The organism is Euzebyales bacterium, from assembly GCA_035461305.1.
Lineage (GTDB): Bacteria > Actinomycetota > Nitriliruptoria > Euzebyales > JAHELV01 > JAHELV01.
The window spans coordinates 25,260-37,286 of the sequence record DATHVN010000031.1 but is presented as its reverse complement, the minus strand read 5'-3'; the positions used below and the strand labels follow the sequence as shown (position 1 = coordinate 37,286).

Annotated in this window: 10 protein-coding genes and 1 tRNA gene; 7 read left to right on the top strand and 4 right to left on the bottom strand. The window is 68.8% G+C overall.

The window, feature by feature from the left end:
• Positions 1–353: 353 nt before the first annotated feature.
• The 4 genes from VK923_02585 (at position 354) to VK923_02570 (ending at position 3,186) form a co-directional block, all read left to right on the top strand.
• Positions 354–1,079 carry an NAD(P)H-binding protein gene (locus VK923_02585; GenBank protein ID HSJ43552.1) on the top strand — a complete coding sequence of 242 codons (726 nt, stop codon included), beginning with the start codon at positions 354–356 and terminating at the stop codon, positions 1,077–1,079.
• 247 nt (positions 1,080–1,326) lie between these two features.
• Positions 1,327–1,893 (top strand): TetR family transcriptional regulator, encoded by a 567-nt coding sequence (locus VK923_02580; GenBank protein ID HSJ43551.1) that lies wholly within the window; start codon positions 1,327–1,329, stop codon positions 1,891–1,893.
• Positions 1,890–2,588: a hypothetical protein gene (locus VK923_02575; GenBank protein ID HSJ43550.1), complete on the top strand. Its 699-nt coding sequence runs from the start codon at positions 1,890–1,892 to the stop codon at positions 2,586–2,588. Before VK923_02580 ends, VK923_02575 begins: the two co-directional genes overlap by 4 nt.
• A 121-nt stretch (positions 2,589–2,709) precedes the next feature.
• Positions 2,710–3,186 carry a hypothetical protein gene (locus VK923_02570; GenBank protein ID HSJ43549.1) on the top strand — a complete coding sequence of 159 codons (477 nt, stop codon included), beginning with the start codon at positions 2,710–2,712 and terminating at the stop codon, positions 3,184–3,186.
• Positions 3,187–3,310: 124 nt separating this feature from the next.
• On the opposite strand, the gene mobF is transcribed toward VK923_02570, so the two are convergent.
• Positions 3,311–6,022, bottom strand: a complete 2,712-nt coding sequence (mobF, locus tag VK923_02565; protein HSJ43548.1) for a MobF family relaxase — start codon at positions 6,020–6,022, stop codon at positions 3,311–3,313.
• Between the two features lie 145 nt (positions 6,023–6,167).
• Positions 6,168–6,761, bottom strand: a complete 594-nt coding sequence (locus VK923_02560) for a hypothetical protein (protein HSJ43547.1) — start codon at positions 6,759–6,761, stop codon at positions 6,168–6,170.
• Between the two features lie 575 nt (positions 6,762–7,336).
• On the opposite strand from VK923_02560, the gene VK923_02555 reads away from it, so the two are divergent.
• Both VK923_02555 and VK923_02550 read left to right on the top strand, forming a co-directional pair.
• On the top strand, positions 7,337–7,537 hold the full coding sequence (locus VK923_02555; GenBank protein ID HSJ43546.1) for a helix-turn-helix domain-containing protein: 201 nt from the start codon (positions 7,337–7,339) through the stop codon (positions 7,535–7,537).
• Positions 7,538–7,539: 2 nt separating this feature from the next.
• Positions 7,540–8,751 (top strand): tyrosine-type recombinase/integrase, encoded by a 1,212-nt coding sequence (locus VK923_02550; GenBank protein ID HSJ43545.1) that lies wholly within the window; start codon positions 7,540–7,542, stop codon positions 8,749–8,751.
• A gap of 17 nt (positions 8,752–8,768) precedes the next feature.
• On the opposite strand, the gene VK923_02545 is transcribed toward VK923_02550, so the two are convergent.
• Positions 8,769–8,842, bottom strand: a tRNA-Arg gene (locus VK923_02545).
• Between the two features lie 771 nt (positions 8,843–9,613).
• On the bottom strand, positions 9,614–9,925 hold the full coding sequence (locus tag VK923_02540) for a hypothetical protein (GenBank protein HSJ43544.1): 312 nt from the start codon (positions 9,923–9,925) through the stop codon (positions 9,614–9,616).
• A gap of 777 nt (positions 9,926–10,702) precedes the next feature.
• Here VK923_02540 and VK923_02535 point away from each other — a divergent pair.
• The gene (locus tag VK923_02535; GenBank protein ID HSJ43543.1) at positions 10,703–11,212 is read left to right on the top strand and encodes a GNAT family N-acetyltransferase; all 510 of its coding nucleotides are present in this window, start codon (positions 10,703–10,705) and stop codon (positions 11,210–11,212) included.
• Positions 11,213–12,027 lie beyond the last annotated feature (815 nt).

The window sequence follows — 12,027 nt, the reverse complement described above, 5'->3', positions numbered from 1 at the left end:
CGGACCCCGAGTAGCCGCCAACCGCACGGAATCTCTGATACGCACATTGTCCGCCGCACTGGATTGCCGGATTGCTGGACACCCGCCAGCACAGCGCGCGGGGCGGCGGAACATCTGTTTTGCCGCCGAGCCGAGCTGTGCCATCTCGGAGCGCACGTGCCTGCTCGGTCCGGGGGAGTCAGCCCCTCGCGCGACGAGGACCTGGCTGCGAGACTCCGGAACATGGACGAACATTTCTCCTCGGTCGACAGCGACTCGCCACCATGGGTCCGACGAGGCTCGGTGCAGGAGACCCTGAGCGGTCGCGTTCGGGCTCTGCCCCATGATTCGACGAAAGATGCAAGGGAGAAGAGATGAACATACTCGTCGTCGGTGCAAGCGGCGCGACTGGCCAGTTGCTCGTCGAACAATTGCTGCAACGCGGACACGTCGTCAAAGTGATCGTGCGCTCACCGGATAGCTTGCCCGAAGCACTCAGGACTCACGACAACTTGTCTGTAGTTCAGGCCAGCCTCCTAGATCTGAGTGATGCCGAGCTGGCCAAGCACGTGAAAGGCTGCGATGCGGTGGCGTCATGTCTCGGCCACAATACGAACTTCAAGGGAATGTATGGCCAACCGCGCCGACTCGTCACCGACGCAACGCGCCGATTGTGTACTGCCATTAAGGCGAACGGACCGAAAGGGTCAACCAAGTTTGTGCTTATGAATACCACCGGCAACCGCAATCGCGACCTCAATGAACCAATCTCCCTATTCCAGAAATTGATTGTTGGACTCCTACGTCTGGTCTTGCCACCGCACGCAGACAATGAGCAAGCTGCAGATCATCTGCGCAGCAAGATCGGCCAAGGCAATGAACTGATCGAGTGGGCAGCAGTTCGACCAGATAGCTTGATCGATGAGAGCGCCGTCTCTGAGTATGAAATACATCCGTCGCCCACGAGGAGTGCGATCTTTGATGCAGGGAAGACCAGCCGAATCAATGTCGGCCACTTCATGGCAGATCTGATTACTGACAACGACATCTGGCAGGAATGGCAGGGCCAGATGCCCGTCATCTACAACAAGGAAGAGTAATATGGTTCCGAAGAGAGCGATACCGCTAGCGTACTGAAGTAGGTGGCGTTGCCCTTTCCGAAGGCAGTAAGTAACGGTAAGGGAACGAGTGACCTCTCCGTGTACTGGGGCCTGCCCCTGCATCGAGGCGCATCATGCGTAGATGCCGGAGTCGCCCAGGCCGGCAAGCATCACGCATCCCGGGTACTGCGACGCTTGCCGCCGTGTCGGCAACCAAGTGGTTGGTTGGTGGGGTAGTGTGGGTCGCATGGCTGATCTGGTCCGCGGTGACCGGCGTTCGGCGCTCGTCCAGGCCGCATTCGATGTCATCGCCCGCGACGGCTTCGAGGGGCTGCGGTTGCGAGCGGTCGCGGCCGACGCTGGCATCGACCACTCGTCACTGCATCACCATTTCGCCACCAAGCAGGATCTCATCTCCGCTGTAGTAACGTTCGCGACAGACCCGCTGCGCAGCACGATCCCGCACGATGGCGCGCCCGGTGAGCGGCTCCGCGGCCATCTCGCGACCCTGGCCGCGATGATGCGCTCGCAGCCGGACCTGTTCGTCGTCCTGGCCGAGATCGACCTGCGAGCCCGACGAGACCCCGCCATCGCGGCGGCTGTCAAGGCAGTCGAGGACGGGTGGCGGCAGGCACTCACGCAACTGCTGACCTCGGTTGAGGTCCACGGCGACCCGGGCGTCCTGACCGAGCTCGTGATCGCCACCGTCAAGGGCATCCGTCTGCGTCCCGCGTCGGCTGCTGATGTGCTCGACGCGCTGGCGACACTGCTGTCGCCGCGCACAGTGACCCGACGCAGCGGGGGAGGCCCATGACCGCCCGTGCACGAGACCTGCGGCACACGGTCCACGCCAGCTCCGCGCTGATCATCGGTGGCGCCGCACTCGCGCTGGCGATGGGCGCAGCCCACGGGGACCTTCCCGAAGGGTCGGGCGCGGCGGCGTTGCGCTTCGTCGCGGACCGCCCCAGCTATGCGCTGGTCCACTTCGGTTCGATCATCGGAGTGGTGCTGTGGACCGTGGGGCTGCGAAGCTCCTCCGCGCTGTTTGACGACACGCGGGCGCGTCTCGTGGCGCAATGGGCATCTACCGTGGCGACCATCGGGGCCGGCGTGTTGGCGGTGCAGTTCTCGTTGGACGGGTTCGGGTTGCCCGCGATGGCCGACCGTTTCGCAGCGGCGGACCTGGCGGCGCGAGCGACGCTGGCCGAGGTGGCCGAGGTCACGGCCGACGCCATGGTGGGCCTGGCGCTCATGTGGGTCATCATGCTCTACGGTCTGGCCGTCAGCCTGCTGGCAGCAGCGACGTTGCTGGACGCCTCGGTGCATCGCTGGCTCGGCTTCGCTGGACTGGCCGTCGGGGTGTGGACTGGCGCGGCCTCGTTGACCGTTGCGCTCGGAGGCTCCCTCATCCCCGACTGGCTCGCCTTCGTGTCAGGGATCGTCGGAGGCAACCTGTGGTTGATCGGATGGGCGGCCCTGATCCGGCGACGAAGGTCCCCAGCGCAGTGACCGTCACGGGACCCACCGAGCCACTCGCCCGGCGATGACCCGCTCGACCGATCACGCCGGCACCCGGTGATCGCCGCCGGCCGTCGGCGTGCGGTCGCGGTCATCCGCTACCGTCCAGGTCGTGGAACCGACCAGCGAACAGCTCGTGATGTACGGCCAGCCGAGCAGTGCGCGCATGCTGGCATGGTCGTGGGTGCAAGCCCAGCTTGAGGCCGCCGGAACCTACTGGGTGATCGCCCGGGGGCCGGGCCACCCGCATCCACGGCCGGTATGGGGCGTGTGGCACGCCAACGTGCTGCATCTCAGCGTCGGGAGCCCCATCGTCGCAAGCTCGCTCGACGTCGACCCGCTCGTCACCGTGCATCTTGGCAGCGACACCGACGTCGTCATCGTCGAGGGGAGGGTGACCGGTCGAGGGGCGGACGCGGCGGTGGTGGGGCGGTACGACGAGAAGTACGACTGGCGGTACGACGTGGACGTGTACGGGCCGCTGACCGCAATCGCGCCGTTGACTGTGCTGGCATGGCGTTCGACAGGGTGGGCAGGCCGTGATGGCTTCGAAGCATCGGGACGCTGGCGATTCACAGGCGCGCCCTGAAACGGCACGACAACCGAGTACGGCCCGTCGGCGACGGCTGACGCCGCATCGGGCAGCCGGTCCGGATACATCAGCTCTTGCGGAGATCATCTCAACTCAACCGTTCCGCGGGCACGTCGGCGATCTACAGGCCGACCTCGAGTGGCGGTTGACGGTCGTGATCGCGAGCGAGCGTGGGAGGTCGCGTGACGTGCGTCGGCGAGCGGTCGACGGCGGGCTGCTGGTCAACGGCGAGCGCGTGCCTGCGGCGTCGGCCGAGGGCGTCAATCCACGCGCGGTCGTGGGTGGCGTAGATGCGGTTGGACAGCCGCCCGCGGGACAGCGCGACGTACGCCCGCTCGGCCGTGGCCGACGTTGAGGGCGCGAACAGGCTGTGATCGACGGTGGCGCCTTGGGCGGTGTCGACGGTGCGGGCGTAGCCGTAGTCGACGTGCGCGCCGACGTAACCATCCGGCAGCACGACACTCGTGGGTCCTCCTAGAGTCTGGTGGGCGGCGTCGAGTTGGACCGTGACGTGTCGGCGGCGGGTGGCGGTGACGCGGCCGGTCATGCCGTTGCGCACGGCGGTCGTGGTGCCGTCGGGTTGGGTGAGCTGGTGGTTGCGCCGCAGGATGACCTCGTCGCCGACCCCGAGCGCAATCGTCCGGCGGTCACCGACCGCCCGGTAGGTGCGTGCGCGTCGTGCGACCTCACCGCGGGCGACGAGGTGGACTCGGGCGAGCCGGTTGAGCTCGGCGACGGTGGCGCGTTCGGTGGCGAGCATCAGCACGCTGTGGCCGTTGTCGCGGTGGGTGAGCCAGTCGTCGACCATTTCCGTCCACGCGTCGACCGGTCGTGTGTGGTGATCGGACACCGCGCCCTGCGCGCGGAGGACCTCGACCGCGGCGGCGGGCTGGCGGTCGCGGAGGAACTCGGCGGCGTCGCGGTACACGGGGTCGCGGAACCGGTGATTCTGTCCGAGGACGGTGGCGCCGAGGCGTTGGGCGAGGGCGTAGTGGCCGCCGCCGACGTCGACCGACGGGATTTGGCGGTGGTCGCCGACGTCGACGATCTTGCCGTTGACAGCGTCGACGGCGCGTTGGAGTGCGAGGCGGGTGCGGGTGGGACACATCGCGGCCTCGTCGAGCACCACGACCACGCCGCGCGGCAGGGCACGGCGGCCGTGTCGGAGCTCGACCAGCAACCGGTCGACGGTTGCCGTGTCGGTGATGCCAGCGGACATGGCGAGTTGGTGCGCGGCGGTCGCAGACGGTGCGACGCCGCCGACGGGGACGCCTGCGGCATCCAGTGCGGCGCGGTAGACGCCGAGCGCCGTCGACTTGCCGGTCCCGGCCTTGCCCACGACGACATCCACGCCCGCACCGGACGAGGCGAGCGTGCGGACCATGGCCTGCTGGTCGAGGTCCAACCCAGGGTGGGCGGCGAGCACCCGGTCGACGATCCCGCCGGGGATGCGTCCGACGCCGGCGTGCTGCCGGCCGGTGGCGCGCTGTAGGAGTTCGGTCTCGGCGGCGAGCAGGTCGATGGTGGTGTAGCGGCGTTCGGATTGATCGACCGTGCGGATGATCCGCCCGGTGGCGTCGCGGACGCGCAGTACGTCGTTGGTGGTGCGGGCGGCGGGTGCGAGGACGGGGACGACGCGGTCGTCGCGCAGCAGCCGATTGACCAAGATCTCGATGCGAGCGGCGGCGTTGTCGGCACTGGCGCCGTGGACCGCGGCGCGGGCGGAGAGGTGGATAATCGCGTCGCGGCGGGAGAAGCTCGACGCCTGCTTGGTCACGCCGTCTGGCCCGGTCATCGCGTCCAGCAGCCGTGGGCTGCGCTCGATCGGTTGCGCGCGAGGTTGCCGGTGGTGTTGCGGGTGTGATGGCAGCGCCGCCTCGAGGACCGCGTGTGGCGCAAGTCCAGCGGCGACGGCTTCACGTGCGAACCGATGGTGCAGCGATTCACCGTCGCCGACGTGCACCTTGCGGTGGCGGGTCGCGAGCGCCGCGGTCTGGGCAGCGCGCCCGGAGGCGGTGTCGGGGTCGAGGCCGCGGGCGGCGAGCGCCGCAGTGATCTGGCTGCGCCGCTTGGACCACTCACGACACAGGCCGGGTGGGATGCCGGCGATTTGCCACTGCTCGTCACGACGCTCCCAGTCGACACCGAGGCGGCGGGTCAGGTCGGCCCGGAGGGCAGCCTGATAGATGCCGTCGGCGGCCTTGGCGTGCTGAAATAGCAACCCACCGTCCAGTGCTGCGCGGCGGCCGTCGGCCGCCTCGAGGACGTTGACCAGAACGCTATGTGTGTGAAGTTGGGGGTCGCCTTCGCGGGAGCAGCGGTGCGTGAACTCCGCGCGCAGGAACCCCAGCTGGGCGCCGTCCTGCCGGTCGACGCCGTCGCGGCCGAGCCGAGCGACGCACGCGTGGGAGGTGAGGTAGCCGATGGCGGCGTCGACCGCCGCGGCCTGCGCCTCCGTCACCTCGCGTCGGGTGTCGACGGGTGCGAGGGCCCACAGTGCGGAGATCGACTTCGGCGGGGACAACGTGACGTCCCACGCGGCGACCCGCCGGTTCGCCCGCGGCTTGAGCGGCTCGCCGCTGCTGGGGTCGTGACCCTCGAGGACGGCGCGGAAGTCCTCCGCGGCCACGTGGCCCGAGAGGCCGAGATGTTCCGCGAAGGTGCCGTGCCACACGCCCGGCGCCTCACCATGGCCGGCGTAGTAGTCGTGCCGATCGTGACTGACCTGATCGACGTAGTAGGCGACGCTCGCACCAGAATCGCCCGCACGGATCGCGGCCACCGACGCGACCATCAGCAGCCACCCGCCCCACACCGCCACAACGAGGAGCACCCAGTCCACCGAGGAGCAGCGAGGCGACGACCGAAGCACACGCTTGCATTGCGCTGCAATGCCGATGCCAGCGGCCCGTCCGGCAGCGATGGGATCGGGGCCCGCGAGGCCACGCCGGCGACTGCTGCGGGCGCGCGGCGGTCCGTCATTGGTCCCAGCCGATCCCCAGATCTCGGCTGCGACGGACGACGTCGGCGATCCGCTGGGTGCGGGTGTGGTCGGCCGCTTGTTGCGCGCGAGCGCGCACGACATTTCGCGTCTGATTGTCGAGCGCGGCGGCCGTAGGCGCTCGGCCGCCGCGCGCCCGGTCAACACGTGCGGCGTCGAGCTCGGCGGCGGCCTGTTCGGACCGTGGAACGTCGTGGTACGGACTCGTCGCTGCATCGATGACCTGCCTGGCAGCGACGTGGGTGTCGAAGTCGCCCGAGACGTCGACGTAGGCGACACCCTCGGAGGATCGGCAGGTGCCGTCCGGGTCGCGGATCGTGCCGGCGTCGGTCAGCCGGACCGACAACCGCAACGGACGACCGTCGGGCAGCCGCACATCCAACCGAGCCAGCGCGGCGCCCGCCGGTTCACTGCGGACGATCGGGTCGAGGGCATCGCGCAGCTGCACGGCGGCCTCGGCGTTGAGATCCAGCCGCACCCGGCTGCCCTGGTACCACGCGTCCCGTCCGGGCGCCTGGTGCTGCTGGTCGTGTCGCGCTCGGCTCTCGGCGTCTCGGGGGTCGGTGGGCATCGCGTGGCCTCCGCTCGCTCGACGCGCGCCGGCGCGCACGTCTCCGAGCAGTCAATGAGCCCGCGGTCCTTGCAAAGTCCTTGCAGATTCGCTTGCAGACCCACTGGCAATTCGCTGGCACGTCCCTCCGGGGCGTCCAGATCGGGCCATCCGTGCCCACCGAGACCCTCGACGCGCTCCCCGACGACCGCTCACCGGACCGGCGGCCAAGAAATTTCGTCCCGACGGCCGGCCATACGGAGAAGCGCGTCGGGCCCCGTACCGGTCGAATGCCAGCGAAATGTCAGTGAGGCCGGCAGTGGAAACACTGCGATCTGACCGCTGCCAGCCGACACGCAAGGTCTCTGCAAGGGAGAAACCGGAGAAACCGACGTCGGAGGTGAACTTGCAGATCGCTGGCACGGATATCCACAGGTGGCCGCCGAGAAGCCAGCGGACGCGCAAGCGGTCGTGCAAGGTGTTTGCCAGGCGCCCCGCTACACGTCGCCCATCACTGGCTGAGCGGGCCACCAGTCGCCTTCGCGGAGCGCGATGCGACCGGCTCGTTCGCCGCGACGGACGCCGACTTGGGGGCGATGTTGATGCACAAGCTGCTGTTCACCGCGGAGGAAGCGGCGGAGATCATCGGCGTGGGGAGGACGAAGATGTACGAGCTGCTCCGGATCGGCGCGGTCCGATCCGTGCGGATCGGACGCTGCCGCCGGATCCCGCGCGATGCGCTCGCCGCGTTCGTCGACGATCTCCGCGCGGACGCGTCCGGCTACGACGTCGACTGACGATGGCCAAGCGGCGGACGGATGGCGACGGGTCGATCACGTGGGACGCGTCAGTGCAGCTGTGGGTCGGTCGGCTCCCGCGCGACGAACGCGGCCGCCGCGCGAAGGTCTCGGCAAGGACCAAGGCCGAGTTGCGGGCCAAGCTGCAGCAGCGGCTGCGCGAGCGTGAACTCGGGCTGTCGACCGATGCCGGCCGCGCCACCGTCCAGCAGTTCCTCGACGCGTGGATCCGCGAGATCGTCGAACCGGGCGACCTGGCGAGCAAGACGAAGCAGGGCTATGAGCTCACTGTTCGCCGCCACCTCGTCCCCGGTCTCGGGCGCATCAAGCTGGCCAAGCTGACACCTATGCACGTTCAGCGGTTCATCAACGATGAGCTGGCGGCGGGCAAGGGACGCAGGACGGTGCAGCTGTCCCACGCTGTGCTACGGATCGCACTGGGCCAGGCCGTGATGTGGGGACTGGTGCCGCGCAACGTCGCCCAGCTCGTGCGCGGCCCGAGCTACCGGCCGACGGAGCGGCGGCCGTTCACGCACGCCGAGCAGGCCGCGATCCTCGACGCGGCGCGCGACGAGGACCTCGGCGTCGCGATCTTCCTGGTGCACGCCACCGGCATGCGGCTGTCGGAGGTGCTCGGGCAACGCTGGTCCGACGTCGACCTCGACGCCGGGCTGCTGTGCTTGCGTCACCAACTCGACCCGCTGTCGCCGGTGCTCAAAGACGTCAAGACTGAAAGCGGTCGCCGGTGGCTGCCGCTGCCACCCATCACCGTCGCGATACTCCGCGAGCACCTACAGCGACAGTCGGAGCAACGCGCGCAGGCGGCGGTGTGGGACGACAACGACCTGATCCTGACTACCCGCAACGGGCGGCCGATCAACCAGCGCAACCTGTCACGCGTGTGGCGGCGCGTCACCGAACGTGCGGGCGTCGAGCACCGCGGCATCCACCATCTGCGTCACACCTATGGCACGACGCTCGCGGAGAGCGGTGTGCACGAGCGGGTCGCCCAACAGCTGCTCGGGCACGCTGACAGCCGCACGACGCGGGAGATCTACACCCACGTCAGCGAACGGATGATGGACCAGGCCGTGCAGGCCATCTCCGACGCGGTCGATCGCGTCGTCGGCGACGCCAGTGGGTCCAGGATTGGGTCCAGAGATCGCCCACCGCCGCGCGACGGAGGCGATGACGAGGACGCTGCAGGCCGCTGACCAGCACAGATGCGGAGCGCGCCCTGAGGGATTCGAACCCCCGACCTTCTGATCCGTAGTCAGATGCTCTAATCCACTGAGCTAAGGGCGCTGGTTTTGTGGGTCTGACCTGCGGTTTTGGATCCACAGGACAGGTGGATGACCCTAGCACACCGGTACTACAGCGACTAACTTGCCGCGCATGTCCCGTCGTGCGTCGTCACGCAGTGTAGGCCGTGTCCGCGAGCTTGTCCGCGTGTGGAACGATATCTGCGCGTCGGCAACCGGTCACCTCGGACGATCCAGGAGCTTCGCCGAGGCGGCACTGCAGTTCGACGCCTGGCTCGACGACCAGGACCTGCCGGTCGAGTCGGCGTCATCGAGCGACGCCACATCGAAGCATGGCTGGCGTCCTTGCTCGAGTGCTGGAAGCCCGCGACGGCCGCCGCACGGTACCGGTCACTGCGGCAGTTCTTCCGCTGGCTCGAGGACGACGGCGAGCTCGGCGTCACCCCGATGACGAAGATGCGCCACCGAAGGTGCCTGAGCAGCCGGTACCGGTGCTTACCGACGACCAGCTCGGCGCACTGCTCGACGGGTGTACGGGCAAGTACTTCGTCGCTCGGGGGGACACCGCGATCATCCGGACACTGCTCGACACCGGCGGGCGGTTGTCGGAGCTCGCGAGGCTGACCCTGGACCGTCGACTTCAACCTCGAGTGCTCTACGTGAGGGGCAAGGGCGGCCGCGGACGGTCGCGCCCTTCGGTGGGCGCACCGGGATGGCGCTCGACCGCTACCTGCGCCCGAAGCCACCACGGCCACGCCGACACCGAGTCTCTCGGGCGGCATCCCGCGGACCGATGACACCCGTCGGGCATCGGTCAGATGCTCGAACGACGCGCAGACCAGGCCGGCATCGGACACGTCCACCCGCACCAGTGCCGGCACACGTTCGCGCACGTCTGGGTTGCCGAGGGCGGCGCCGAGAGGGCCTTGAGGACGTGCGCGGGGCCGGCGAGCTCGTCGTCCATCAGCTCGGCCATCACCTGCAGGCCCGTCACCGACATCACCAACAGCCCCTCGCGGGCGACGGCGGCGATGTCGGTCGACGCCACCCGCAGCTCGTCGGACAGCTGCGGGCAGACCGGCGGCGTCACCCCGGCCGACGACACCGACATCGGTCTCTTGCGCATGACTGTCTTGTCAGGACACCCCCCGAGTCCTACCAACGGCAGGGCCCCAGCAGGGCCGTGACACCCTCCGGGCGGTCCGCGGCCTCTAGGGTCCACGTGCGCCTGGCGAGCTGGACAGTGAGTCCTCACTGTGAGGCCGAGCCGAGACCGGCAAGACGATCAGCGATCCCAACCGCATCGCTGGACGACGGTCCGCGGTCGCGAGCACGTCGGCGTAGTCGGTGCACATGGCCACGGCAGCGTCACACCCATCACCACCCGTGACCGCATGCCGGTGCCGCGCAGCTCGGAGACCAACGCGATCCGATGCCGGGCCGAACGACCCGGAACGCCCCGACGGGTAGGGAGTGACGCTTCGTGCGACGGCAGCTCGACGATGCCGCCATTCAAGGAGTTTCCGATGCACGAGCCTTTCAACTCGGCCGGACCACTGGCGTCAAGGATCTCGGCCGTTCAGTTCTCAGCGGGTGTGCTGTCACCCGCCCGGGCCGTGACACTTGAGGTCGTCGGTCGGTGCCAGCGCGGACGGGCCGCACGATCTCATTTCCCGTGGTCATGGCAAAACACGATGGCGAGCGCTACCTGGTGGATGTTCGGTGACCGCGCCATCGCGAGAGAAGCTTCGTAGGGCCGCGGACCCAGGCACGACGCCGCGGCGTCGGTCACACGGCGCGTGTCCGTCGGCGACGGACGTGGGGCACCCGTAAGCAAGGCCGTTGCGATGATCGGGTGGACACGACGTGGCCGCCGCTCGGTGGTTGACCTGGGGCGTGCCACATGTCGTCGTGGCAGGTGCGGGACGGTGAGCAGGGGGTACGGCTGTCCATGTTACGTCCGTACACCTCCGCGGATCTCGGTGATCTGCTCGACGTCTGGTACCGCGCGTCGTTGATCGCGCACGCGTTTCTGCCCGAAGAGTTCCTTGCGACCGAGCAACGGCAGATCGCCGAGCAGTGGCTTCCGATGGCCGAGACGTTGGTGTACGAGTCCGACGGCCGCGTGGTCGGCTTCCTGTCGCTCATCGGCAACGACGTCGGTGCCATCTTCGTCGACCCGGACCATCAGGGCCGCGGCATCGGCCGTGCGCTCATGGACCGTGCCCGTGACTCGCGTCCGTATCTGGAGCTCGACGTCTTCGAGGCCAACGCCATCGGTCGTCGCTTCTACGACGCCTACGGGTTCGCCTACGGGTTCGCGTTCGTGAATCGACACATCCATAAGGCCTCGGGCCAACCCCAGCTGCGCCTTCGACTCCAGAAGCGCGGGCGGCATGGCGCGGAGGGTTGATAGTCGCAGTCGCGCCTGCTCGTCGAGAGCCCGGCATGGATTGGGCGGCGAGGCGGGCGGCGCGTCGTCGCGTTGGCTGACGAACGACCACGCCGGGCGACGAGGCGCAGCCGGGACGATCGTCCGACAGCGGATCGCCGGCTCTCGTCGGTGACCGGCGGATCCTGCGTCGTCGGGCGCCTACGTGCCCGGCTGGACCTCCGCGCCCCCCAGGTCACCTTCAGGTCGCGCGCCTGTCGGCCGTCCGACCAGCGATGCCTGATCCGTGTCGTCGGTCAGGTCACGAGGTCGCTCCCGTGTGCCGCCGTGGCACACCAAACACGACGCCGATGCGGCTCCGGCTGGCGCGATGTCCACCCTCCCACGCTCACGCTGGGTCGTACGGGCGATGACGTGGGCCCGTCTCATGGGACCTGATGGCGACGACGCATCTGGATACGGTGAGTTGCGTGACAGGCGGCATGCGACGTCAGGCCGGTCGGTGGGCCAGCGTCGACCGGGACGGCCGGGTGCACAGCCAGGCTGCCCCTGCAGCGACAGCCGGCACGGCCACGACGGTGAACACGACCGCGTCCCACGGAATCGCCAGGTGTGTCGCACTGCCCGCTTCCGCGGCCGTGGCCAGGCCCAGATCGGAAGCAGGCCCGCCGGCACAGCTAGCATGCCGCCGACGAGCGTGAGGACGACCGCCCGCGCCGCGGCGAGTCCTCGGCGTTCCCGGGGCGGCGCACCGATCGCCACCAGCGTCTCGTCCGCGGACCGGGTCTCGGCCGCGATCAGCGCGAGCCCGATGCCGACGACAAGCAGCGACGATG